This is a genomic window from Devosia pacifica (genome assembly GCF_014652635.1).
GTDB lineage: Bacteria > Pseudomonadota > Alphaproteobacteria > Rhizobiales > Devosiaceae > Devosia > Devosia pacifica.
In genome coordinates this window covers 324,229-349,798 of the sequence record NZ_BMZE01000002.1, presented here as the reverse complement: position 1 = coordinate 349,798, position 25,570 = coordinate 324,229, and the positions used below count along the sequence as shown (strand labels likewise).

General features: G+C 62.4%; 21 protein-coding genes. 7 read left to right on the top strand and 14 right to left on the bottom strand.

Translation table 11 applies throughout. The features are described 5' to 3' along the window. Positions 1–59: 59 nt before the first annotated feature. From IE127_RS08785 to IE127_RS08770, 4 genes are all read left to right on the top strand, one after another. On the top strand, positions 60–1,139 hold the full coding sequence (locus IE127_RS08785) for a PhoH family protein (protein ID WP_189425313.1): 1,080 nt from the start codon (positions 60–62) through the stop codon (positions 1,137–1,139). Further along, entirely contained in the window at positions 1,136–1,618 is a 483-nt protein-coding gene (gene ybeY, locus IE127_RS08780) for an rRNA maturation RNase YbeY (RefSeq protein WP_189426069.1), read from the top strand. Before IE127_RS08785 ends, ybeY begins: the two co-directional genes overlap by 4 nt. 63 nt (positions 1,619–1,681) lie before the next feature. Beyond that, on the top strand, positions 1,682–2,713 hold the full coding sequence (locus IE127_RS08775) for a hemolysin family protein (RefSeq protein WP_189425312.1): 1,032 nt from the start codon (positions 1,682–1,684) through the stop codon (positions 2,711–2,713). A 95-nt stretch (positions 2,714–2,808) separates the two neighbouring features. After that, entirely contained in the window at positions 2,809–3,726 is a 918-nt protein-coding gene (locus tag IE127_RS08770) for an acetamidase/formamidase family protein (protein ID WP_189425310.1), read from the top strand. 60 nt (positions 3,727–3,786) lie between these two features. On the opposite strand, the gene IE127_RS08765 is transcribed toward IE127_RS08770, so the two are convergent. After that, positions 3,787–4,356, bottom strand: a complete 570-nt coding sequence (locus tag IE127_RS08765; protein WP_189425309.1) for a NifU family protein — start codon at positions 4,354–4,356, stop codon at positions 3,787–3,789. A gap of 171 nt (positions 4,357–4,527) precedes the next feature. Here IE127_RS08765 and IE127_RS08760 point away from each other — a divergent pair, with 171 nt between their 5' ends. Continuing rightward, positions 4,528–4,854 (top strand): DUF3817 domain-containing protein, encoded by a 327-nt coding sequence (locus tag IE127_RS08760; protein ID WP_210310464.1) that lies wholly within the window; start codon positions 4,528–4,530, stop codon positions 4,852–4,854. Here the strand turns inward: IE127_RS08760 and IE127_RS08755 are convergent. From IE127_RS08755 to IE127_RS08695, 13 genes are all read right to left on the bottom strand, one after another. Beyond that, positions 4,844–5,311: a universal stress protein gene (locus IE127_RS08755; protein ID WP_189425305.1), complete on the bottom strand. Its 468-nt coding sequence runs from the start codon at positions 5,309–5,311 to the stop codon at positions 4,844–4,846. The genes IE127_RS08760 and IE127_RS08755 overlap by 11 nt on opposite strands. Positions 5,312–5,358: 47 nt before the next feature. Beyond that, the gene (gene trpS / locus IE127_RS08750; RefSeq protein WP_189425303.1) at positions 5,359–6,390 is read right to left on the bottom strand and encodes a tryptophan--tRNA ligase; all 1,032 of its coding nucleotides are present in this window, start codon (positions 6,388–6,390) and stop codon (positions 5,359–5,361) included. An 84-nt stretch (positions 6,391–6,474) separates the two neighbouring features. Next, positions 6,475–8,031 (bottom strand): murein biosynthesis integral membrane protein MurJ, encoded by a 1,557-nt coding sequence (gene murJ, locus IE127_RS08745; protein WP_189425301.1) that lies wholly within the window; start codon positions 8,029–8,031, stop codon positions 6,475–6,477. 36 nt (positions 8,032–8,067) lie between these two features. Then, positions 8,068–10,866, bottom strand: coding sequence for a [protein-PII] uridylyltransferase (locus IE127_RS08740; protein WP_189425299.1), 2,799 nt, complete (start codon positions 10,864–10,866; stop codon positions 8,068–8,070). Continuing rightward, entirely contained in the window at positions 10,847–13,555 is a 2,709-nt protein-coding gene (gene mutS / locus IE127_RS08735; RefSeq protein ID WP_211198860.1) for a DNA mismatch repair protein MutS, read from the bottom strand. Before mutS ends, IE127_RS08740 begins: the two co-directional genes overlap by 20 nt. A 148-nt stretch (positions 13,556–13,703) precedes the next feature. Then, positions 13,704–14,975 carry an O-acetylhomoserine aminocarboxypropyltransferase/cysteine synthase family protein gene (locus tag IE127_RS08730; protein ID WP_189425298.1) on the bottom strand — a complete coding sequence of 424 codons (1,272 nt, stop codon included), beginning with the start codon at positions 14,973–14,975 and terminating at the stop codon, positions 13,704–13,706. 115 nt (positions 14,976–15,090) lie between these two features. After that, complete coding sequence (locus IE127_RS08725) at positions 15,091–16,722, bottom strand: glycoside hydrolase family 43 protein (RefSeq protein WP_189425297.1); 1,632 nt, start codon at positions 16,720–16,722, stop codon at positions 15,091–15,093. 67 nt (positions 16,723–16,789) lie between these two features. Then, positions 16,790–17,737, bottom strand: a complete 948-nt coding sequence (locus IE127_RS08720; protein ID WP_189425296.1) for a sugar-binding protein — start codon at positions 17,735–17,737, stop codon at positions 16,790–16,792. Between the two features lie 87 nt (positions 17,738–17,824). Further along, complete coding sequence (locus tag IE127_RS08715) at positions 17,825–18,862, bottom strand: ABC transporter permease (RefSeq protein WP_189425295.1); 1,038 nt, start codon at positions 18,860–18,862, stop codon at positions 17,825–17,827. After that, positions 18,862–19,602 (bottom strand): ATP-binding cassette domain-containing protein, encoded by a 741-nt coding sequence (locus IE127_RS08710; protein ID WP_244640062.1) that lies wholly within the window; start codon positions 19,600–19,602, stop codon positions 18,862–18,864. Before IE127_RS08710 ends, IE127_RS08715 begins: the two co-directional genes overlap by 1 nt. Before the next feature lie 158 nt (positions 19,603–19,760). Next, a complete protein-coding gene (gene xylA, locus IE127_RS08705) occupies positions 19,761–21,068 on the bottom strand; it encodes a xylose isomerase (RefSeq protein ID WP_189425294.1) in 1,308 nt (435 codons plus the stop codon). Continuing rightward, the gene (xylB, locus tag IE127_RS08700; RefSeq protein WP_189425293.1) at positions 21,065–22,534 is read right to left on the bottom strand and encodes a xylulokinase; all 1,470 of its coding nucleotides are present in this window, start codon (positions 22,532–22,534) and stop codon (positions 21,065–21,067) included. The genes xylA and xylB overlap by 4 nt, the downstream gene beginning before the upstream one ends. A gap of 57 nt (positions 22,535–22,591) precedes the next feature. After that, positions 22,592–23,653: a LacI family DNA-binding transcriptional regulator gene (locus IE127_RS08695; protein ID WP_189425291.1), complete on the bottom strand. Its 1,062-nt coding sequence runs from the start codon at positions 23,651–23,653 to the stop codon at positions 22,592–22,594. Positions 23,654–23,770: 117 nt separating this feature from the next. On the opposite strand from IE127_RS08695, the gene IE127_RS08690 reads away from it, so the two are divergent. Both IE127_RS08690 and IE127_RS08685 read left to right on the top strand, forming a co-directional pair. After that, the gene (locus tag IE127_RS08690) at positions 23,771–24,796 is read left to right on the top strand and encodes an aldose epimerase family protein (protein ID WP_189425289.1); all 1,026 of its coding nucleotides are present in this window, start codon (positions 23,771–23,773) and stop codon (positions 24,794–24,796) included. A gap of 30 nt (positions 24,797–24,826) precedes the next feature. Then, positions 24,827–25,561 (top strand): helix-turn-helix transcriptional regulator, encoded by a 735-nt coding sequence (locus IE127_RS08685; RefSeq protein ID WP_189425288.1) that lies wholly within the window; start codon positions 24,827–24,829, stop codon positions 25,559–25,561. The last annotated feature ends 9 nt before the right edge of the window (positions 25,562–25,570 follow it).

The window sequence follows — 25,570 nt, the reverse complement described above, 5'->3', positions numbered from 1 at the left end:
TCACCGGGGCGAACCGACGACTAATTCGTCGAGGTCCTTATGAGTGGAGCGCAACCAGCTTGAGCAGGCATTTGGCACCGACCGCCGACAACGCACTCGCATCCCAACTTGAACTCGCATTCGATGACAATCGCCTTGCCGCGCAGCTTTATGGCGATTTCGACCAGAACCTCGCGCTGATCGAGCAGCGTCTCGAGGTATCGGCGACGCCGCGCGGCAATCATGTCCTTCTCAAAGGACCCGCGGCCGGTGTCGATCAGGCACGCAGGGTTCTCGAATCGCTGTATGCCTCGCTCGAAGAAGGCCGCGCTGCCGAGATCTCCGACGTCGATGCCGTGATTCGGATGATCGAAACTGAAGATAGCCAGCTGACGCTGCCCACCCTTGAGAAAAAGGGCAAGGTGCGCATGGCGCAGATTGCGACGCGCAAGGCGACCGTTGTTGCCCGTACGCCCTCGCAGGACGCCTATATGCGCGCCATGGATCGCGCCGAGCTCATTTTCGGTACAGGCCCTGCGGGCACCGGCAAGACCTATCTGGCGGTAGCCTATGCGGCATCGCTTCTCGAACGCGGCGAGATCAATCGCATCATCCTGTCGCGCCCGGCGGTCGAAGCCGGCGAGCGTCTGGGCTTTCTTCCGGGCGACATGAAGGAAAAAGTCGATCCGTATCTGCGCCCGCTCTATGACGCCCTCTACGATATGATGCGCCCCGAGCATGTCGAGCGCTGCATTACTTCCGGCATTATCGAGGTTGCCCCGCTCGCCTTTATGCGCGGCCGCACCCTCGCAAACGCCGTGATCATTCTCGACGAGGCGCAGAACACCACCTCGATGCAGATGAAGATGTTCCTCACCCGTTTGGGCGAGAACTCGAAAATGATCGTCACCGGCGATCCAAGCCAGGTGGATCTGCCGCGTGGCGAATTCTCGGGGCTTATCGAGGCCGTCAGGCTGCTCGAGGGCGTCGAAAGCGTTCACGTTACGAAGTTTTCCGATAAGGACGTGGTTCGACACGCGCTGGTCGGGCGGATCGTTCGCGCCTATGAGACCGACCAGCAGCGCCGGCTGGCACGCAAGGCAGCGATCGAAGCGCAAGCCCGTGCGCACGCTGAAATACCGCAGGATGCCGACAACTGAGCAAGGCGCCGCTCGATATTGCCGTCATCCGTAATGACGAGCTTTGGCCCGAAAATGCCGAAGCTCTGACGGAACGGGCCATTATGGCTGCACTGGAAGGTTCTGGTGCGCGACTGACTGGCGCCGCAGAAATTTCCATTGTTCTGACCAATGATGCAGAACAACGCGAGCTGAATGCGGAATGGCGGGGAAAAGATAGCTCGACCAACGTGTTATCGTTTCCGCAGATCGAGCCTTTCGGGCCGGTTGCCGGCTTGTTAGGCGACATAATCCTGGCGCGCGAGACGGTTGTGCGCGAGGCGGACGAGATGGGCATTGGATTTGACCATCATTTCACCCATCTTGTCGTACATGGATTCCTGCATATTCTCGGGTATGATCACCTCGAGGAGGACGAGGCCCTTAACATGGAAGGTCTCGAAACCCAGATACTGGCAGGGATGGGAATAGCTGATCCTTATGCCGATGAGGGCGTTTAGCCCGATGTGGCCAAGGCCGCAGCACAATGAGAGGACCACGAGCCGCATGGGCGGCATCACACGATGACAAATACTGATCTTACAGTGACGTCCGCAGCGTCCGAACAGACGCCCGAACCTCCTTCTAGCACCGCCCTCGCCACGTCGCGGGGGCAGAATGGCATCCTGCAAAGGCTCAAGGCCATGTGGGCGATGCGCACAGCCACGCTTCGGGATGACCTCGAGGTTGCGCTCGATGTGAACGGAGATGGCGACACCAGCGACTTCTCCGAGAGCGAACGAGCGATTCTCAAGAACGTCCTCAAGCTTCGCCAGATCTCTGTCGAAGACGTGATGGTCGAGCGCTCCGACATCGAAGCGGTTGAAAACGATACCAATCTCGGCGCCTTGGTCGCCCGCTTCCGCGAAGTCGGGCATTCGCGGCTGCCGGTCTATGAAGAGAATCTCGACAACATTCTCGGCTTTATCCACGTCAAGGACGTGATGGAAAAGATCACCGAGAAGGTCACCGGCGACGATAAAGCCGTGCCGGTCAAGATGAACTCCGCAGCGCTTCGCCAGAAACTCTCCAAGGTAAATCTGCTGCGCACCGCGATGTTCGTGCCGACCTCGATGCCGGTCGGCGACCTGCTGCAGCAGATGCGGGCCAGTCGCGTCCATATGGCGATCGTTGTCGATGAATATGGCGGCACGGATGGTCTCGTCACCATCGAGGATCTGCTGGAGACTGTTGTCGGCGAGATCGAGGATGAGCACGACGAGCTTGAAGTCGCGCTGATCCGCAAGGTCGGTCCCGAGGTCTATATCGCCGATGCGCGGGCTGAACTCGATGATGTTGCTGCGCTTTTGGGTTCGGAGTTCGACCCCGGCGAGTATGCCGACGATGTCGATACGCTTGGCGGTCTGGTGTTCGACCTCGCCGGGCACGTGCCTTCGCGGGGCGAAGTCGTGACCCGGTTGCCGCATTTCGACTTCGAGATCCTTGCGTCCGACAGCCGTCGGATCAAGCGCATCCGGATCAGGCGCAAGAAAAAGCCGGAAATCATCCTCGACTCGCTGGAAACGCGGGACGGGATGCCGGAAGCAGCGGAATAAGCACAATGGGCGGCCCGAGGGTCGCCCATCTTGTTTTAAGCGGCTTGCGGTGTTCAAACTGAGCGGTCCGCAACCGTCCGAAGCACGTGTCCCCCATGTCCACGCATCACCTCGTCCCGACTGTATGGCATAACGTTTTGGGCAGCATGCCTGTCGCACTTCGCATCGAAAGTGGTGACACCGTGCTAACGCAGACGCTCGATGCGATCGGCGATGACAAGGATGGCATCTCGCGCGCCCATGGACCCAATCCGATGAACGGGCCGGTCTATATCGAAGGGGCCGAACCGGGCGATTCGCTGCGGGTTGAAATTCTCGAAATGCGTCCGATCCGCGAGCGCGGCTGGACCCGCGCGGCGCTTGCTGGAAACGTCGTCGATCCTGAGCGGGTCCGATCCTTGCCCCCGCGCGACCGGACCGAATGGCTGATCGATGCCGAGGCGGGCACGGTGCGGCTCGAATCGCCGCCGCCCTTGCTCGACTATCTCAGCCTGCCTTTCGAGCCGATGATCGGCTGCTTTGGCGTCGCGCCATCGCTGGGCCAAGCCTTTTCGACCGCAACCAGCGCCGAAAACGGCGGCAATATGGATTATCGCGGATTCGGTCCCGGGACGACGGCGTGGTTCCCGGTTTTTGTCGAAGGCGCGCTCTTCTTCCTGGGCGATTGCCATGCCGTCCAGGGCGACGGCGAAATCGTCGGCACGGGCGTCGAAACGCCGATGGAGGTGACGGTGCGGCTCTCTGTCGAAAAGTTTCGCCGGCATAACTGGCCGCGTGGCGAAACCTCGGATGAGATCTTCACCGTCGGCAATGCCCGTCCGCTCGACCAGGCGCTGCAGCATGCAACCACCGAAATGCTCGATTGGCTGACCGCGGATTATGGTCTCGACGCGACGGGAGCAAGCCATCTGATGGGGCAGGCCATTCGCTATCGGGTCGGCAATGTCTTCGATCCGGCCTATACGATGGTGGCAAGTCTCGAAAAGCGCTTTCTGCCACCTCGGCAAGGATGATCGAGGATACAAAAAAGCCCGGCGGAGGCCGGGCTTTGAAAATATCGCTCTAGCTTGCGCCTAGACCTGCTCGACGTGTTCGACGCCAGGTACGAAATGGCGCAACAGGTTCTCGATGCCGCTTTTCAGCGTTGCAGTTGAGGAGGGACAGCCGGAGCAGGCACCCTGCATGTGAAGGAACACCGTGCCTTCGCGGTAGCCGCGGAAGGTGATGTCGCCGCCATCCATCGCCACTGCCGGGCGAACGCGGGTGGCCAGCAGTTCCTTGATGACTTCCACGGTCTCGCTGTCGTCATCCTCGAAGAATTCTTCTTCGGTCTCCGAGTAGATATCGGCGCCCGAAACGGTCTCACCAATGACCGGCCGACCAGACAGGAAATGGTCCATGATCCCGCCAAGGATCGCCGGCTTGATATGCGCCCAGTTGGTGTCATCTTTGGTGACCGAGATGAAATCGGAGCCGAGGAAGACGCCGGTGACGCCATCGATCTCGAACAGCGATGCTGCCAGTGGCGAGACGACTGCGCTTTCCGGCGACCGGAAGTCGCGCGGTTCGCCGCTCAGCACTTCACGGCCGGGCAGAAACTTCAGGGTTGCCGGGTTGGGCGTGGCTTCGGTCTGGATGAACATGGCGTACGCCTTCCAACTCGATTTAGAACGCTTCTAAAATAGTAGTTCGTGGCTTGAGCGCAAGGGCAAAAGCGACGATGCGCCGCGTTCGGAGCACGCAATGGTGTGATAAGCCGTCCCAAGAAAACTTGAAAGCGCTTTTCAGGTTATTTGAGAGCGATGGGGTGGGCGATGATCGGGGTATTCCGGACAATAGGCGTGGTCGAAGGCATCACAACGTTGGCGCTCTTTCTGGTCGCGATGCCGCTGAAATACGCCTTTGCCTACCCCCATCTGGTGCCGCCAGTGGGAATGATCCACGGCATTGCCTTTCTCACCTATATAGCGGCGATGCTGGTCTGTCTGCCGGGCAGGGGGCTGACGGCATGGGAATGGCTGAAGACGCTCTTCGCGTCGTTCTTTCCCTTCGGGACCTTCCTCAACGATCCGATGCTGGCCCGAAAGCAGCGTACCGTCGCAAATGCGGTGGCAGACACCTCGCCGACGCTCAGCAGATAGCAATGATCTCGTCGTCGCTCATCGAGCCGGGGACAATGGTCAGCGGAATCGGCACGCCGCGTCCGACGAAGTGCGTCACCAGCGGCCCCGGGCCGTCCCCGGCGCGCGAGGCAGCCAGAACGAGGATCGCGATGTCCGGGTCCTGGCCGATCAGCTTCTCGATCTGTTCAGCGCCACGCCCTTCGCGGATCACCGTCTCGACCTTGACGTCACCGATCTCCTTGAGCCGGCGCAGTCGCCCATCGAGATTGTTCTCGGCCTCTTCGATCGCTTCGGCACGCAGCACGTCCTCGACCCCGAGGCCGCGGAATTCGGGGGGCTCGATAATGCTCATCAGCACCACGGTGCCGCCAGTGCGATGCACCCGCCAGGCCGCGAAGGTGACGGCGCGGTCGCACTCTTCCGTCTCATCGATGACGACGAGAAACTTGCGCTTGTATTCGGTCTGAGAAACCATCGGCGCCTCCTGTGTGTCTAGCGCGATGCTGTCGCTTGAACGCGCATCTAGCGAACGAATCCGACAATGGCGCGGACCGCCTGCATCGTCTCTTCGGCAATCGCGCGGGCGCGGCCGGCGCCGTCGCGCAGAATGTTTTCGATTTCCGTTGGATCCTCGAGATGGCGCCGCATTTCATCCGCCATTGGGGCGAGCTTCTCGACGGCGAGTTCGGCTAGCGCCGGCTTGAAGACGCCCCAGCCCTGGCCACCAAATTCTGCCAGGACTTCGTCGACAGTGCGGTTGGCAAGGGCCGCATAGATGCCAACCAGATTCTCGGCCTCGGCGCGGCCGGCGAGGCCTGCCTCTTCGCTAGGCAAGGCATCGGCATCCGTGGTGGCGCGCTTGATCTTCTTGGCGATCAGATCGGCGTCATCCATCATATAGATCGTCGACAGGTCCGAAGCGTCGGACTTGCTCATCTTCTTGGAGCCGTCCTTGAGGCTCTTGACGCGCATGGCCGGACCGGCGGCCATCGTCTCTGTCACGGGGAAGAAGTCGCCCCGATGGCCATTGGCCTTGATCTGCTTTTTGAAGTCGTGATTGAACTTCTTGGCGATATCACGGGTCAACTCAAGGTGCTGGCGCTGATCCTCGCCCACCGGCACGGCAGTGCTTTTGTACAGCAGGATGTCGGCGGCCATCAGCGAGGGATAGGCGAACAGGCCCAGAGAGACATTCTCCGAGTTCGCCCCGGCCTTGTCCTTGAACTGGGTCATCCGCTCCATCCAGCCCATGCGCGCAACGCAATTGAAGATCCAGCTTAGCTCGGCATGCTCGATGACCTGGGACTGGTTGAAGATTATGGATTTCTTCGGGTCCAGCCCGGCCGCGATATAGGCCGCAGCGATTTCATAGGTCCAGCGCTTGAGGTCAGCGGGGTTCTGCCAGACCGTAATGGCGTGCATATCGACGACGCAATAGATGGTCTGGTGCGTATCCTGTAGCGGCACGAACCGGCGAATGGCGCCCAGGTAATTGCCAAGATGCAGATCGCCCGAGGGCTTGATGCCGGAAAAGACGCGGTCGGTGAAGGCCATGTATTCGGGATCCCGATTATCGATTGGGACAGGCTGAGGGACTTGGCTTATCGCGCGAACAGGCGTGCCAAGGCAAGCCGGACCTTAACCGCGCCGCAGGCGGCGCAGCAACTGGCCCATTGGCTGCACCCGCGTGATGTGGATGAAGGTGAAGTAAAAAAGGATACCGAACAGGATGATGGCGCCGAGCGCCGCCGCCTGCAAGACGACATTGCCACCAGAGGCGAAGAGACCCGTGCCGCGGCTGCCAAGCGCCCAGAGTGCCCCACCCATCGCAAGGCTGATGACGAAGATTGCCAAATGCTTCAGCCATTCCGAAGCTGTCAGGGCGAAATGCCCGCGCCAGGCCAGCGCCACCATCAACAACACCGTGTTGAGCCAGGCCGAAAGGGAAGTCGCAAGAGCAATCCCGACATGCTCGAACGCCGGAAACAAGGCTAGCGACAGCCCGATATTTGCGGCAGCCGAAAGGCCGGCGAAGATCGTTGGGGTGATCGTGTCCTTGCGCGCGAAAAAGCCCGGCTGCAGCACGCGTACCAGAACGAATGCCGGCAGGCCGACGGAGAAGGCGACGAGCGCCCGCGCCGATTGCACCGTTGCCTCTGCATCGAACGCACCGCGTTCGAACAGGACGCGAACGATCGGCACCGCAATGGCAGACAGGGCCACCGCTGCCGGCACGGACAGCAGCATGGAGATGAGCACCGACTGCTCCTGGCTGGCGCGGGCCGCTTCGGTACGGCCGCCATTGAGATGCCGGGTCAATTCGGGGAGCAGCACGGTGCCTATGGCGATGCCGATTATGCCGAGCGGCAGCTGATAGAGCCGATCGGCATAGTACAGATAGGAGATGGCGCTCTGCGCATTCGATGCGATGATGGTGCCGACGAAGATATTGATCTGGGTGATTCCGCCGGTGAGGATGGCCGGCACTGCCAGCATCCAGAAGCTGCGCACCTCGCGATCGATGCGCGGCAATTGCCAGCGCGGCATGAAGCCGGTGCGGCGCAACGCAATCCAGACAGTCAGCAGCTGCACGAACCCCGCGAACAGCGTCGCTATCGCTACCCAGATAGCGGCGATATCGGCCTCGAGCGCCATCACCGTCAGCGGCACGAGGACCGCGATGCTGACGACATTGAGAAGGACCGGCGCGAACGCCGCCGCAAAGAACCGCCCGAGGCTGTTGAGGATCGCCCCATAGGCGGCCATCAGCGACATGCAGGCGAGATAGGGAAACAGGATCCGGGTCAACAGAACCGTCAGCTCGAACTTTTCCGGCTGATCGGCAAAGCCCGGCACAAACGGAATCAGAATCACCGGCATGAACAGTTCAGCAAGCACGGTGATGACAAGCAGCGCCGCTGTGAGCCAGGCCATGATGCGGGCGGCCAGATGCTTGGCGTGCGCTTCGCCCTCCGCCTCGAGCGCGCCCGCGAACATCGGCACAAACGCGGTGTTGAAGGCGCCTTCGGCAAACAGCCGCCGGAAGAGGTTGGGAAAGCGGAACGCGGCGAAGAACGCGTCAGCCGCCGGGCCGGTGCCCAGCACCGCCGCCATCAGCGCATCGCGAACGAACCCGACAACGCGTGAGAGCAGCGTCAGCCCGCCGACCGAGAGGAAATTCTTGTAAAGGCTCACGGCAAGGGCGCCGGAGGCACCTTCGGTACCGCCCGCTCAGGCATTGAGCAGCTTCTTTTCAGAGGGTTTCTTCTCGAACACCTGCATCAGCGCATCGTGGATCTTCTTCTGGCGCGGCTTCGAGGTGATCTTCTGGCCGGTAAGGTCGGTGACGTAGAACACGTCCACAGCCTTCTCGCCATAGGTGCCGATATGCGCCGAGCCGATCGTCAGGTTGAGATCGGAGATTTCGCGGGTGAGCTGGTGCAACAGCCCGATGCGATCGAGCCCTGATGCCTCGATGACAGTGAATTTCTCGCTGAGATTGTTCGACACCATCACTTCGGCTGGCAGCGAGAACGGCTTGAGGCGCTTGTTGTAGCGACTCTCCTTGCCGAGATCGATGAGGATCTGGCGCTGGCCCTGCAGCAATTGCTTGACTGTATCGAGGATACGGGTGGCGCGAACCTTCTCATCCTCATCCGAGGTGAAGGTCCGCCTCAGCCGGAAAGTATCGATGGCCCGCCCGTCTCGCGTCGAAAAGATCTGCGCGCCGATGATCGAGGCGTCCTGCATGGTGCAGGCACCGGCGATCAGCGACAGCAGCCGCGGGTGGTCCGGGGTATAAAAGCTGACCTCGGTGATGCCTTCGAAGCCCTGGACGCGAATGGTGCCGGCGAACGGTTCGCCCGACTTGTCGGCATTGCGAATCATCCGGGCGTGTTCGATCTGCAGCTCCGGCTCGGCGCGCAGCCAGTAATGATCGTAATGCCGGCCGGTATAGGCCTCGAGCTCTTCATCCGGCCACTTGCCAAGTGCTCCACGCAGCGCGATGCGGGCATCCTCGATCCGGTCGGACTGGGTGACCTTGGAGTGCCCGCCCGACAAAAGCGGCTCGGTTGCGAAGTACAGGGCGCGCAGCAGCGAGCCCTTCCAGCCGGTCCACACCCCCGGCCCGACGGCGCGGATATCGCAGGCAGTGAGGATCATCAGCAAAGCCAGGCGTTGCGGCGACTGCACGATATCGGCAAAGGCTTTGGCAGTCTCGGGATCCTGGATGTCGCGGGCCTGTGCCACCTCGCTCATCGACAAATGGTATTCAACGAGCCAAGTGACGGTTTCCGTTTCCGCTGGGGACAGCCCGAGCCGGCGACAGAAGCGGCGGGCGATGCGGGCCCCGGCGATCGAGTGGTCCTCGGGCCGGCCCTTGGCGATATCATGCAGGAACAGCGCAACATAGAGCAGGCGCACATCGTTGAGCTGCGGCAGCAATTCGTGCGTCAGCGGCAATTCGTCCCGCAGCCCGCCATTCTCGATATCGGCCATCACCCCGATGGCGCGGATCAGGTGCTCGTCCACCGTGTAGTGGTGGTACATGTTGAACTGCATCAAAGCGACGATGCGCCCGAACTCGGGCACAAACTTGCCGAGAACGCCGGACTCGTTCATCGCCCGCAGAATGCGTTCGACATAGGTCGGGTTGGTGAGAATGGTCAGGAAATGCGCGTTTGCATCGGCATTGCGCCTGAGATCGGCATCGATCAGCCGCAGTGAGCGGCGCACCGCCTTGACGAGTTCGGGATGCAGCAGCAGCTCTTCGCGCCCCGCTACCATGAACAAGCGGATGAGATTGACCGGATCGCTTTCGAAGGCCTCGGGGTAGGCGACGTTGAGCCGGCCGGAATCAACGATGAAGTCTTTCTCGCCGCGGATTTTCTGGCGGCCGCGCCGGAACGGGGCAAGCACGCGCCCGACAAGGTCCATATCCTTGGCGTGGGCGAATTCGAGACTGGTGCAGAAGATGCGCGTGAGATCGCCGACATCCTTGGCGACGAGGAAATAGCGCTTCATGAAGCGCTCGACGCCGAGCATGCCGATGCGCTTGTTGTAGCCCATGCGCTCGGCCAATTCCGGCTGCATGTCGAAGGTCAGCTTTTCCTCCGAGCGTCCGGTCATGAAGTGCAGATGGCAGCGCACCGCCCACAGGAAATCCTCGGCGCGCTGGAACAGGCGGAATTCGGATTGCGCGAAGACGCCCTTGCCGACCAGCTCCTGGCTGGTGCGAACGCGGTAGAAGTACTTGCCGATCCAGAACAGCGTATTGAGGTCGCGTAGCCCCCCCTTGCCATCCTTGATGTTCGGCTCGACCACGTAGCGTGTATTGCCCATTTGCCGGTGGCGCTCGTCACGCTCGGCCATCTTGGCGGCGATGAATTCGGGGCCTGTGCGCGCCATCACTTCGGTTTCGAAGCGCTCCGAGAGGCGCTCGTAGAGCGTTTTTTCGCCCGCGAGATAACGCGCCTCGAGGGTGGCGGTGCGCACCGTCATATCGGATTTTGCCATGCGCAGGCACTCGTCGACCGAGCGGACGGCGTGGCCGACCTTCTGGCCGAGATCCCACAGCATGTAGAGAATGTACTCGGTGACCTGCTCGCCCCACGGCGTCTGCTTATAGGGCAGGATGAACAGCAGATCGATATCGGAGCCTGGTGCGAGGGTGCCGCGGCCATAGCCGCCGACGGCTGCGATGGCGATGGTTTCGGCCTCGGAGGGGTTCTGCACCGGATAGACGCGCCGGGTGGCAAACAGATGGATGGCGCCGATAATCGCGTCCTCGGCGGCGCAGATCGCCTGGGCGCAGCGCGTACCCTTGCCGGTCTCGATCAGGGTCTCTTCGGCAGCGGCGCGCGAGTCCGCCAGAAGCGTACGCATGTGCTGTAGAACGGTGGCGCGCGCGTCGGTGCCCTTGGGATCGTTGTCGCCGATCGCAGCATCGAGGTCCTTGAGAAGGACCTCGGGCGATTTGAGGGCGAATTCGGTCCGGCGCGGTCTCGTTTCAGCTTCGGCGAGCGGCATCACGCGTTTTCTTCAATTCATATAGCAGGTCGATCGCCATCTTCGGGGTCACGTCGTCTGGCCGGATGGAATCGAGCAGGGTGTAAACGGGGTCGGTTTTTACAGGGGCCGGAGGCGGCTGATGCGCAAAAAGCGGCAAATCATCTAGCACGGTGCCGGTCCCTTCGGAAAGAGTTGCCCCGGCGGCGCGCTGCTCAAGGAAATCTAGAACCTGTCTGGCCCGTGTCAAGACCGGCTCGGGAAGTCCGGCAAGCCGCGCCACCTGGACGCCATAGGAGCGATCGGCGGCGCCGCGCCCGACTTCGTGCAGAAACACCACCTCACCTTCCCACTCACGCACTTTCATGGTGACGTTAACGATTCTCGACAGCGATTTGTGCAGCGCCGTCAACTCATGGAAATGTGTGGCGAACAAAGCCCGGCAACCAGTTGTTTCATGGAGCGATTCGACCGTCGCCCAAGCGATTGACAGGCCATCGAAGGTGGCGGTGCCGCGCCCGATCTCATCGAGAATGACCAGCGAGCGGCGCGTTGCGCGATTGAGAATGGCGGCGGTCTCGACCATTTCCACCATGAACGTCGAGCGGCCATGGGCGATATCGTCGGACGCGCCAACGCGTGAAAACACCCGGTCGATCACGCCGATATGAGCGGAATCCGCCGGCACGAAGGCACCCATCTGCGCCATGATCGCGATCAGCGCGTTTTGTCTGAGGAATGTCGACTTGCCGCCCATATTGGGTCCGGTCACCAGCCACAGCCGTCCGCCGCCCTCCGACTCCGAGCCGCTGAGGTCGACATCGTTGGCAACGAATGCGTGTCCGTCCTTGCGCACCATCGCCTCGACCACAGGGTGCCGCCCCGCCGAGATCTCGAAGCTCAGGCTGTCATCGACTTTCGGGCGCACATGCGATTCGTTGGCCGCGAGCCGCCCGAGGGCGGTCGTCACATCAAGTTCAGCCAGCGCATCGGCAAGGCCGCGCAGCTGATCGAGACCACCGAGAACGGCCTTGCGCAGCTCCGCGAAAATCCGCAGCTCGATCTCGAGCGCATTGTGCTGGGCGTTGGCGATGCGCGATTCGAGATCGGCCAGTTCGCGCGTCGTGAACCGCATGGCGTTCGCCATCGTCTGGCGGTGAACGAAGCTGTCGCGGTGGGGCTCCTCCAAGAGCTTCTGGCCCTGCGCCGAGGGGACTTCGACGAAAAAGCCGAGAACGCCATTATGTTTGATCTTGAGTGCCTTTGTGTCGGTCTCGCTGGCAAGCCGGGCCTGCAGCGAGGCGATGACGGCACGGGTTTCGCTGCCGAGGGCGCGTTCGGCATCGAGCGCCTCGTCATGTCCTTTGGCGATGAACCCGCCATCGCGCGTCATCATCGGCGGCTCTTCGACCAGCGCGGCCAATAGATCTTCGGCGAGCTGACGCGGTGCCGCTGCAAGTTTTTCGGCCACGCTCGCAAGGCCCTGCGGCAGGTCGCCGGCCTGATGCAGCCGTTCGGCGAGGACAATCGCCGAGGCGACTGCCTTGCCGACGGATCGCAGATCGCGCGGCCCCCCGCGCTCAAGCGCCAGCCGGGTCAGGGCCCGCGCCAGATCCGGCGTGGCCTTGAGGTCGGCACGCAGCCGGTCAGTCAGCAGCAAATCTTTAGCACTGCGCGCCACCATATCGAGCCGCGCATTGATCAGATCGGCGCGTGCCAACGGCGCGGCCAGGCGCTGCGAAAACAGACGCGCGCCCGCCGCCGTCACCGTCCTGTCGATGGTGTGGCGCAGCGAACCGATCTCGCTGCCACGCTGTGTTTCGAGCAGTTCGAGCGAACCGCGGGTTGCCTGGTCGATCAGCAGCAGGCCATCGGTGGCCTCGGTTTCTGGCCAGCGCAGCGCCGGCGCGACGCCCTTCTGGCTATCGGCGACATAGCCGCACAAGGCGCCGAGTGCCGAGCGCACGACGCGTGGAAACGCCGAGGCGTCGGTGTCGGGGCCGGGATAGCTCTGGCGCAGCTGGCGCGTCGCCTCGTCGCTTTCGAACAATGCGGCATCAACGAGCGAAAGCCGCTCGTTGAGACCGCTGCCAAGCGCATGCGCCTCGACAAGCGCCAGGCGCGTCGCCTCGCTGAGAACGAGTTCTGCCGGATCGATCCGCGCAAGTTCGTTCCCGACGGCCTCAGCCGAAAGACAGGCGACATGCGTATCGCCGGTGGAGATATCAGCCCAGGCAAGCCCGAACTCCAGCTCTCCGTGCCGCACCAGGCTGACTGTCGCCAGATAATTGGCGCCGCGCTGCGGCAGCAGATCATCTTCGGTGAGGGTGCCGGCGGTGACGAGCCGCACCACGTCGCGACGCACCACGGACTTGCTGCCACGTTTGCGCGCTTCCGCCGGGTCCTCCATTTGTTCGCAGACAGCGACGCGGTGCCCGAGACCGATCAGGCGCTTGAGGTAGTCCTGCGCCGCGTGAATTGGCACGCCGCACATGGCAATGTCCTGGCCGAGGTGCTTGCCGCGCTTGGTAAGAACGATGCCGAGGGCCTCGGCGGCGATTTCGGCGTCCTCGAAGAACAGCTCGTAAAAATCGCCCATCCGATAGAACAGCAGATAGCCCGGGTTCGCCGCCTTGATCTCGAAGAACTGCGCCATCATCGGCGTCAGGGCCGGTAGGGCGGATTCGGACTGGGCTGGTGTTGAGGCCATCAACTGCTCGGCAACGACAGGAAAGCCGGGAACTTAGGCTGTCGTGTCGAAAAATCCAACCGTGCCGTCGCGCCATCCCCAAGGGCGTTGATGGCGCGGGGCTCAAGCATTGGCGGGGAGCGGCGTTTCACACCGCTCCCCAATAGGCTCAGACCTTGTCGAGCGCCTGCTCGATATCGGCGATGATATCCTCGACATGCTCGATGCCCACCGAAATGCGCACCAGGTCTTCGGAAACGCCCGCGGATTTCAGTTCTTCTGCCCCGAGCTGGCGGTGCGTCGTGGTCGCCGGATGGCAGGCCAGCGACTTGGCGTCGCCGATATTGACGAGCCGAAGGATCATCTGCAGCGCATCAATGAACCGCCCGCCGGCCTCACGGCCGCCGGTAATGCCGAAGCTGAGAATGCCCGACGCCTTGCCCCCCGTGATGCGCTTTGCCACATCGCTGTAAGGGCTGGACCCAAGAGCGGCGTAGTTGACCCATTCAACCTTCGGGTGGTTTTCGAGATACTGCGCGACCTTGGTAGCGTTCTCGCAATGCCGTTCCATACGCAGGCCCAGCGTCTCGAGGCCCTGCAGGATCAGGAACGCGTTCATCGGCGACAGGGCCGCGCCGGTATTGCGCAGCGGGGCGACGCGGGCTCGCCCGATAAACGCTGCGGGCCCGAGCGCCTCGGTATAGACGACCCCGTGATAGGACGGATCGGGCTCGTTAAGGATCGGGAAGCGCTCCTTGTTCGCAGCCCAGTCGAACTTGCCCGAATCAACGATGATGCCGCCGACCGACGTGCCGTGCCCGCCAATATATTTGGTGAGCGAGTGCACGACGATATCAGCCCCGAAATCGATCGGGCGGCAGAGATAGGGCGTGGCGACGGTATTGTCGACGATCACCGGCACACCGTGACGATGCGCAATCTCGGCGATGCGTTCGATATCGACGACATTGCCGGCCGGGTTGCCGATCGACTCGAGAAACACGGCCTTGGTCTTGTCGTCAATCAGCCGCTCGAAGCCCTCGAAGTCGTCGTGTCCGACGAGTCGGGCTTCGATGCCGCGGCGCGGGAAGCTGTGAACGAACAGATTATAGGTGCCGCCATAAAGCTGCGAGATCGACACGATGTTGTCGCCGACGCCGGCGATTGTCTCGATCGCATAAGTGATCGCTGCCATGCCGGAGGCGAGGCCGAGACCGGCAATGCCGCCTTCCATTTCGGCGACGCGCTGCTCGAGCACCGCCGTCGTCGGGTTCATGATGCGCGTATAGATATTGCCCTCGACCTTCAGGTCGAACAGGTCGGCACCGTGTTGGGTGTCATCGAACGTATAGGACGTCGTCTGGTAGATTGGCACGGCGGCGGCCTTTGTGGTGGCCTCCGAGCTGTAGCCGTGGTGCAAGGCGATCGATTCGAGCTTCATGGTGTTCCTCCGCTTGAGCCCAAGTGTGCGGCAAAAGAGCAAAGCCCCGCCCGCGCGGCAAGCGCGGAACGGGGCATGAATTTTTACGGCTCGGCTTCAGGCCGAACCAGCTTGCCTAAACCTCGTAACGATCCGTCTTATCGTGGACCGGACGATAGGTGAGGTAATCGAATCGCGCTTGTCGTGCGGTACCGTTGAGATCGCTCGCGGCAACGCCGACAAAAGCGCCGGTAAAGCTGCCGTGCTCAGCGTGGCCGCCGCATTCGTCGGAGACGATCGAGGCATCGAGCACCGGGCCGATCGGCTGCAGCTGCTCGTTCTCGAGCGCAAAATAGAACTGCAGTTCTGGCCCGCGAATGGTGAGCGCGAGGCGTACCTTGCCTTGGTTGGGGATCGATACCGGCCCGCCCGGATAGTCGAGCTTGCCGTCGGGAAAGCTCTTTTCCGAACTCATGATCAGCAATTCGCGGTTACCGTCCGAATGCGCCGTCAGTGTCAGGTAGAAGAAATTGTAGCGCGAGTAATAGGCGGTGAGCCCGGCGAACTGGCGCTCGTCGACAGGCTGGAAGTCGATGACGGTTTCCGCATCGTAGGAAAAATGCGTCTGCCGGCGTGCCACCAGCGCCTGCTCGAACCATGAGCCAATCGATTCCCGCCCGATCAGAGTCAGGGCGCCATTATCGAGATTGAAGATCCGCTCCGGCTCGGGCGTGCGCAGCCACTGGAAATCCTTGTGCAGGTCGCCAGTGGTGAAATCGTAGCGCTGCTCCGACCAGTAGTCGGTGTCGTCGCGCTCGCCCGGGACGTCGACATGCAGCGCCGGCACATTGGTGCCGTGCTTGAGCCACAGCCAGTCGTCATCACGCCACTCGGCTTCCTGGATCGCGGTTTCGCGGCCCAGCACGCAGCGCCGCTTCTGCGTCGTCGGGCGGCCTGTCAAATGGACGATATAGTGCCGGCCATCCGGGGTTTCGACCCAATCGCCGTGCCCGGCGCGCTGCAGCGGATTGAGCGGCGTGTCCTTCGAGGTGACGATGTATTTTTCAGGGTGCAGTTCGTACGGCCCGTCGATCGAGCGCGACCGCGCGAAGGTGATGGCGTGCTCGTATCCGGTACCGCCCTCCGCGGTCATCAGATAGTACCAGGGCGTGCCATCCTTGCCATTGCGGCGGTAAAGATGCGGGCCTTCGACGAGCTTGAGATCCGTGCCGGTAAAGATGTTCTTGATCGGACCGACGAGCTTTTTCTGCTCGTGGTCGTATTCCTGCAGCGCGATGCCGGCAAACAGCAGCGGGCGCGCCCGGTGGTCCCACATCATGTTGACGAACCATTTGCGGCCGTCCTCGTCGTGGAACAGCGATGGATCGAACCCTGACGAATTCATGTAGATCGGATCGGACCACGGCCCGTCGATCGAGGGGGCGGTGACCAGGTAGTTGTGCGCGTCCTTGAATGAGCCGTCCTTGCGCTTGACGTCGGTATAGATCAGCCAGAACTGGTTGTCGGCATAGGTCAGGCACGGCGCCCACACGCCGCACGAATCCGGATCGCCGCGCATATCGAGCTGGCTGGCCCGATCGAGCGGTCGGCACACCAGGTCCCAGTTGGCGAGATCCTTGGAATGGTGGATCTGAACGCCGGGGAACCACTCGAAGGTGGAGGTGGCGATATAGTAATCGTCGCCGACGCGGCAGATCGACGGATCCGGGTTGAAGCCGGGCAGGATGGGATTGGTCAGGCGTGCCATGATACTCGCTTGCAGTAAAATGGGTGCCGCCGCCTTGGCGGCGACACCCGGTTGGTGATCGGTATGATCAGTTCATGAACTCTTCGACATTGTCGGCGGTGACGCGATCAACGCCGGTATAGATGATCTCGTCGACTTCTTCGCCGTTGACGATCGACATCAGCGTCTCGATGGCGACTTCACCCATTTCATAGGGGCGCTGGCCAACCAGGGCGTGGGCATAGCCTTCCTCGAGAAGTTCCAGCTGAACCGGAAGCGTGTCGGCGACGACAAGCGCGAATTCACCGGAATCCACCTGGTCCTTGAAGCCGTCGACAAAGTTGCGCCAGCCATCCGGCGCGAACATCGGCCAGCCACCGACCGGCACCAGCGCGTTCATGTCCGGATTGGCGGTGCGCAGATCGCCAGCCTGCTGGATGGCAAGGGCGCTGTCGTCGTTCGAGAAGGTCGGCGAACCGGGCACCTCAGTCCAGTTGGAACCCTCGAGTGCGCTGCGCACGCCATCGACGCGCTCGGCAAGGTTCGGTGCGGCAGCGCCGCCCGAGATCATGCCGTATGAGCCCCCGTCAGGGCCGACTTCAAGCAGCATTTCCCCGAGTGCTGTACCGAACTCGCGGTTATTGGTGCCGACATAGGCGGTACGCTGGCTGTCCGGTGCATCGCTGTCGAAGGTGATGACGGCAATGCCGGCTTCAACCGCACGATCGATCAGGGTCGTTGCGGCAGCAGTGTCGGACACCGAGATCGCGAGACCATCGACGCCCTGGGTGATCAGGTCGGTGATGATCTGGGCCTGCGTTGCCGTTTCGTGCTCGACCGGCCCGATATAGATGCACTCGACATTGCCCAGTTCTTCCGCCTTGGCCATGCAGCCGTCGCGGGCGAGGTCGAAGAACGGGTTGTTCATCGCCTTCGGCACCACGGCAAACTGCAGATTGTCATCCTGCGCGATCGCCGTTCCCGTCATCATGACGGCGGCCATGCCGGCAAGGCTGAGAAGTTTTCCAAAAGTCATTGTAGTCCTCCCAATATCCGGGCTGAGCCCGGTTGCGGAGCGGCGGACCATTCCACGCGCTCCATACAGCGTGATCCGATTACTCCCTCAACCGGATCGCGCCGATCTGACGCGGTCGACAAGGACCGCAGCAACGATGATGCAGCCGACAAGCGTCTGCTGCCAGTATGGATCGACACGGGCCAGGACCAGCCCGTTGCGGATGACCTCGATCAGCACGCACCCGATGATCGCGCCCGCCGCTCCGCCGACGCCGCCTGCGAGATTGGCGCCGCCAATGACGGCGGCGGCGATGATCGTGAGTTCGTACGCCTGTGCCAGATTAGCGGGCGCCGAGCCGAGCCAGCCGGAAATGATGATGCCGTTAAAGGCGGCCGCAAGCCCCGAGAGCACATAGACCTGGATCTTGACGCGATCGACATTGACGCCGGTGAGCCGGCCCGCGGCCTCATTGCCGCCAATGGCGAAGACATGCCGGCCCCAGGCGGTGTGATGCAACGCCACATACATCGCGACAGCCGCCACCAGCAGGTAGAGAAACGAGACTGGCACGAGGTCGAACAAGCGTCCGGCCGTTACCGCGATGAAGAAATCCTTGTCTGGTCCCGACGGATAGGCGCCACGCCCATAGGTTGCGACATAGGTGAGGCCGCGCACGATCGAGAGCGTGCCGAGGGTCGTGACGAACGGGGCGAGCTTGAGCTTGGCGATGGCGAACCCGTTGAACAGCCCGACGGCAAAGCCTGTGCCGAGCCCGGCAAGTATCGCAAGGATCATCGTCGCGCCGGGAAACGGCGTGAACCCTGCCGCGACCAGTCCGCCCATCACCAGCGCTGTAATCGTCGCACTCAGCGCCATGGTCGAGCCGACCGACAGATCGATGCCGCCGGTGATGATCACCAGCGTCATGCCAAGGGTGGCAACCGCGATGAACGAGAAGTTGCGGGTAATGTTCGAGATGTTGCCCGCTGTGAGGAAATTCTCCGACAAAAGGCTCATGATGAAGATCAGAACGATCAGCGCGGCAAGCACATAGGCGGATTGCGTGGCGAGAAATCCGCGCTGCCAGAAGCGGGTTCGTCCGACATTGGTGAACCCGGTAGCGAAATCATTGCCCGATGCCATCACGCAGCCTCCTTGGCGCCAGTGATGAGGGCAGTGACTTCCTCGGGCGAGGAGTCGGCGATTGGCTTGTCCGCGACTTTCGAGCCGCGGCGCATGACGACCACCCGGTCGCAGGCCGTGAACACGTCCGGCATGCGGTGCGAGATCAGCATAACGGCGATGCCGGCATCGCGCAGGCGATGGATCAACCCGAGCACCTCGGCGACCTGACGCACCGAGATTGCGGCGGTTGGCTCGTCCATCAGGATCAGCTTGGCATCGGCAAGGCGGGTGCGGGCGATCGCGACTGCCTGGCGCTGCCCGCCAGACATATCCTTGACGAGATCGTCGGCGCGGGTTTCGGACTTGAGTTCGTTGAACAATTCGTTGGCGCGCGCGCGCATGGCGTTGTGCCGGAGCAGGCGCAGCGGCCCGAACTTGTGCTTGAGCTCGCGCCCGAGAAAAATGTTGGCGGTGGCGGTGAGGTTGTTGGCGAGCGCCAGATCCTGGTGCACGGTTTCTATGCCGAGCGCGCGTGCGGCGCCCGGATTGGGAATCGAGATCGCCTTGTCTTCGTAGCGCAGTTCGCCACTGCTTGGGTGGTAGATGCCGGAAATGATCTTGACGAGGGTCGACTTGCCGGCGCCATTGTCACCCATCAGACCGACGACTTCACCCGGTGCGATGCTGAAGCTGACGCTGTTCAAGGCCTGAATAGCGCCAAAATGCTTCGATATAGATTTCAATTCTAAAAGTGCCACCGAGTTCCCTCCCAAGATTTCGGCTGCGTGTCGCGGACCTCCCAATCCGCGTTCGCACTATTGCGCGAAATAATACGGTTCGCAAAGACTGTATTTTTGCCAGACACCGTACAAAAAAGTAGAGGGGAGCCGGTGCCCGGCTCCCCAAGACTGAGTGGTCAAACGAAACGGTTGACCAGATTCTCGAGATATTCCTGCCGGCCCGAACGCGGCTGCGGCTGCAGGTTCTCGCGTTCGACGCGCTCGGCGAGGTTCTCGAGGCTGCGTTCGCCATTGAGAATGGCCTTGCCTTCACCGCTCTGCCAGCCGGCATAGCGCTCATCAAGCAGACGGTCGAACTCGCCATCCTCGATCATTGCGGCGGCAGCCTTGAGGCCGCGTGCAAGAACATCGAGCCCGCCGACGTGACCATAGAGCAGATCGGCCGGGTCGAGCGACTGGCGGCGCAGCTTGGCGTCGAAATTGAAGCCGCCCTTGCCGAGGCCGCCCTGCTTCAGGATGTAGTAGAACGCCAGTGCCATTTCGCCAGGATTGTTGGGGAAATGGTCGGTATCCCAGCCCGACTGCAGATCGTTGCGATTGGCGTCGACCGAGCCCAGCATGCCGAGCGAGGAGGCAACCGCCAGCTCGTGCTCGAACGAGTGACCGGCAAGGAAGGCGTGGCCGACTTCGATGTTGCACTTCACCCGCTTTTCGAGCCCGTAGCGCTGCAGGAAGCCGTAAACAGTCGCAACGTCATAGTCGTACTGATGCTTTGTCGGCTCCTGCGGTTTCGGCTCGATCAGGATCTGGCCCTTGAAGCCGATCTTGTCTGCATGTTCGATGACGAGCGTCAGGAAGCGCGCCATCTGGTCCGATTCCTGGCCGATCTTGGTGTTGAGCAGCGTCTCGTAGCCTTCACGTCCGCCCCACAGCACGTAGTTCTCACCACCCAGCTCGTGGGTGAGTTCGAGAACGTTCTTCACCTGCGCGGCGGCATAGGTGAACACGTCGGGGTCAGGATTGGTCGCGGCCCCGCCCATATAGCGGCGATTCGAGAACAGGTTCGCCGTGCCCCAGAGCAGCCGGGTGCGGCTGGTTTCCATCTTCTTGGCAAAGATCTCGCCGATCTCGCGGACATTCTTGTTGCTCTCGGCAAGGCTGTCGCCTTCCGGGGCGATATCGACGTCATGGAAACAAAAGAACGGCACGTCCAGCATGTCGAAGGTCTCGAAGGCAACATCGGCCTTCATCCGCGCCCCATCCATGCCCTTGTCATACCACGGCCGGTCGAAAGTGCGCCCGCCGAACGGGTCGCCGCCCTCTGCGGCAAAGCTGTGCCAATAGGCAACGGCGGGACGGATATGGTCTTCCATCCGCTTTCCGGCGACGATCTCGTCCTTGTTGTAATGCCGATAGGCGAGGGCATTGGTGCTCTGTTCACCCTCGAACTTGACGGGCGAGAGGCCTTTGTAGAAGTCGGTCACCGGCGAGTCTCCTCAATTGCGGTATAAAGCGCGCGATAGCGCGCATAGTGGTCGGAATAGGCTTGCTGCAGGTCGCGCTCTGGCGCGATCACTGTCTTGATGGCTGGCATGGTCATCACCTCGGATGGGTCGGCACCGGTTGCGGCACACAGGCCGAGCCGCGCCGCACCAAGCGCACCGCCGAAATCGCCATCCTCGGGGAGAGCAATTTCGGTATCGAGATTGGTGGCGAGCATGCGCAGCCACAGATTGGAGCGCGAGCCACCGCCGACCGCGAGCAGCCGCCCGATGCTGGTGCCGGCGTCCGCGAGAACGCGCTGGCAATCACGCACCGCAAAGCTGACGCCTTCCATCACCGCCTGGGCCAGCCGGGCGGGGTTGGAGTTGTGGCTCAGCCCGACAAAGCTGCCGCGCGCTGCCGCGTTGTTGTGCGGGGTACGCTCACCCGAAAGGTACGGCAGGAAGATCTCTTCGCCCGGACCAGAATATTGTGCTTCGGCCGCGCCAGCGAGATCGGCGGGCTTTTGCCCGGTAATGTGCCCCAGCCAGTTGAGGCTGTCGGTTGCCGACAGGATCACGCCCATCTGGTGCCAGGTGCCCGGAACGGCGTGACAGAATGCATGCACCGCACCCTCGGTATTGGGCCGGAACCGGTCATTGGAGACGAACAGCACGCCCGATGTGCCGAGTGAAACGAACCCCTCGCCCGGCCGGATCGCGCCGATGCCGCAGGCCGAGGCCGCATTGTCGCCGGCGCCACCTGCAACGACGACCGACCCTGACATGCCCCAGCGCTCGGCCAGTTCACCCTTGAGCGAGCCGGAAACCTCAGAGCCCTCGACAAGCCGCGGCATCTTCGCGCGATCGAGGCCTGTTGCCTTCAGCAACGTGTCCGACCAGTCACGCTTGGCCACATCGAGCCACAGCGTGCCGGCGGCGTCCGACATGTCCTCGGCATACTCGCCGGTCAGCAGCAGGCGAATATAGGCCTTCGGCAGCAGGACCTTTTCGATCTTTTCGAAAATGTCCGGCTCATGCTTTCTGACCCACGCGATCTTAGGGCCGGTAAAACCCGGCATGGCCAGATTACCGGCAATCTGATGAAGGTCCGGCACCGCCGCTTCGAGTTCGGCGCATTCGGCTGCCGAGCGACCATCGTTCCACAAGATGCACGGGCGCAGCACTTCGTCGCCGCCGCCGAGCAGCGTTGCGCCGTGCATGTGGCCTGACAACCCGATGCCGCGAACACCGGCAACAGCCTGCGGATGCAGCTTCGCCAGGGCATCGATCGCCTCGAGCGTTGCCCGCCACCAATCCGCCGGATCCTGTTCTGACCAGCCGGGTTGTGGCCGCACCGGCTCGGCGCTGGCTGCGGTTGCATCGCCGATCACGCGGCCGGCCTCATCGATCAGCAGCGCCTTGACGCCTGATGTTCCGATATCGATTCCGAGATAGGATGCCGTCATGAGGTACGTACCTCAAATCCGGTTATGACGTCGCGCACGCATGCTCTCCGTAGGGCTCTAGTCTGTCTGGTAGTCTCCTCGGCGCAGATTGTCGCGCAGGAAGAGCCCAATTTCAATGGGGTCGATGAGATCCGGTCCCGCAGCCCCCAGAAGTTGCGCGCGAGCGGCCAGAATTGCGGCGCGAATCTCGGCAGTGGGATTCTGGTCGAGCACTACATCCACCAGCCCGCGCATCACCCCCTCACGCGTCGGCGGCGTCAGCTCGTGAACGATGGTACGCGGCAGCGGCCCGTTGATCTTTTCGAGCGCAGCCATCAGCCCGGTATTGCCGGCACCGATATTGTACAGCCCCGTCAACTGCGGATTGTCGGCAAAAAGCTGCGCCGTCACGCCTTCGGTCTCGCTCGAATCATCGTGCCCTTCGCGCGGCTCAAGCAGCTCGAGGCCGTCAAAGTCCGATGCGATGACAGCGCGAAACCCTTCGAGCCTTTCGGCATGATCCCGCAGCCGCAAAGAACCGACAACAACGCCAACCGTCCCTCCGCCGGGGCAAAACCGTCCCAACAAGCTTGCCGCCGTGCGTCCTGCCGCCAGATTGTCGATGCCGATGAAGCGGTGCCGACGCGCCTGTGGAAGATCCGAGACCAGCGTGACGACGACGAGGCCGCGCGCAACCGCAGCATCGATCGCGGCCTGCACCACCGGTTCGTCGGTCGCCACGACCGCCACGGCGTCGCAATTGCGCGTGCTCAGCCGATCGAGTGCCTCGGCCAGTGCCGTGGCATCGAGAGCATGAAAGCGCTGCGTCGTCAGGCTCATGCGGTCGGTACGCACCATGGCGGCCTGCCGCGCGACAGCCGCCGCGAGACTGTCCATGAAGGCGTTGTCACCGTCCGGGATCAGAAACACCAGATGAAACGCCCGTGCCCGCGCCAAAAGCGAAGCGCCGAGGTCGCGCCGGAAGCCAAGGCTTTCGATCGCTTCGGTGACGCGCTCGGCAGTGCGCGGGCGCACGCCTGCGCGTCCGTTAAGCACGCGGTCGACGGTCGCGAGCGAGACCCCGGCTGCCTGCGCCACATCATGAACGGTTGCGCGGCGTTTGCGGTCGGGCGGGGTCAAGGCTGGTCTCCGTAATGCTGGCCAACAGTTTCCATGAACTGGCGCGCGGTCAAGAGTGCGATTGCCTCGCGGGCTTTGGCTGGGCTAAACGAAATCACCAATGAGGGGAGACACACCATGGCGATAGCGGTTTCGCAGTTCGGCAGCTTCAAGGGCAAGCAGGTCGATCAGTATCACCTAAAAAGCGAAACCGGCGTCGAAGTCGACATCATCACCTATGGTGTCGTCGTGCGCGACTGGCGGGTGCCAGTGGGCGATGAACTGCGCAGCGTTGTTCTCGGCTTCGACACGTTCGAGCACTACCCCGAGCATAGCCCGCACTTCGGCTCGCTTGCCGGCCGTGTGGCCAACCGGGTGAAGGGCGCCTCGTTCGACCTCGATGGCAAGACATATGACCTGCCGCCCAACGTGCCGGGCGAACAGCTGCAGCTGCATGGCGGCGAGGAAGGCTTAGGGCATCAGGTGTGGGAGGCCGAGGCCGACGAGCCGGCAAATGCCGTCCGCTTCACCCATGTCAGCCCGGATGGCGCGATGGGCTATCCCGGAACCGTCACCTTCACCGCCGTCTATACGCTGACCGGCAACACCCTGCGGCTGGAACTGTCGGCGACGAGCGACAAGCGTACCCCGATCAGTCTCGTCCAGCACCAGTACTTTAATCTCGGCACCGGCGATGACGTGCTCGACCACAAGGTACAGATCGATTCGAGCGCCTATACCGAATTGGGCGCGGATCTGTGCCCCACCGGCGCCATCCTGCCATCCGCCGGCACGCCCTACGAATTGCGCGCCGGACGCGTGCAGCGTGATGCCGATGGCAACCCGATCGACTATGACATCGGTCTCGTTCTCGACGATGGCCGCGCGTTCGACAAACCGGTGGCGGAGGTCACGGGGCCCGACGGCGCGCTGACGTTGAAACTGTGGACCGACCGGCCGGGCCTTCAGCTGTACAACAGCGTGTGGACCGACACACCGGTGCCCGGAAACTACGGCAAGCACTATGGCCGGCACGCCGGGCTTTGCCTTGAGGACCAGGCGCTGGCCGACGCGCTGCACAACCCGCACTTCCCGAACATCATCTATGGCCCCGATCGCCCCTATAGCCACTGGTGCGAAATCGAGATCGCGCCGGCCGGCTGAATCGGAACGGGCGGTCTATGAGGTCAGAGCATGGACAAGACCGAGCGCCTGTTTGCGATCATGGATGCGCTGCGCCGTCACCGTAAGCCGGTGACGGCGGCGCACCTTGCCGAGGAACAGGGTGTGTCGGTGCGCACGCTCTACCGCGATATCCAGACGCTGATCGGCCTCGGGGCGCCGATCGAGGGCGAAGCCGGGCTCGGCTATATGCTGCGCTCCGGCTTTTTCCTGCCGCCGCTGATGTTCAGCGTCGATGAGCTCGAAGCGCTCGTTCTGGGGGCGCGATGGGTCGGCAGGCAGCCGGATGAGGGGTTGGCCGAAGCCGCCGAGAATGCACTTGCCAAGATTGCCACTGCCTCGCCCGAGGATCTGCGAGACCGCATTGCCGATACTGGACTATGGCCTTCGATCACGCCTGCGGCCTCGACCCCGCAGCCGTGGCTCAAGGATCTGCGCCAGGCGATGCGCCGCGAGCGCGCGGTGCTTGTCGGCTATGCGGACGAGACCGGTCAGCGCACCCAGCGCGAGATCTGGCCGGTGCAACTCGCCTATTACGAAGGCAAGCAGATTATCGCGGCCTGGTGCTGCCTGCGCGAGGATTTCAGGCATTTCCGCATCGATCGCATCGAAATGCTCACCCCGCTCGACACGCGCTTCGGCCGCCGCCGCGCCAGCCTCGAGCGCGAATGGGCGGAGGGCTGGCAGGCGCAGATGCGCCGCTGGCGTCCAGAACCGCCGGACAACGAGGATCCCGGCACAGCTTGAGATCGCCCG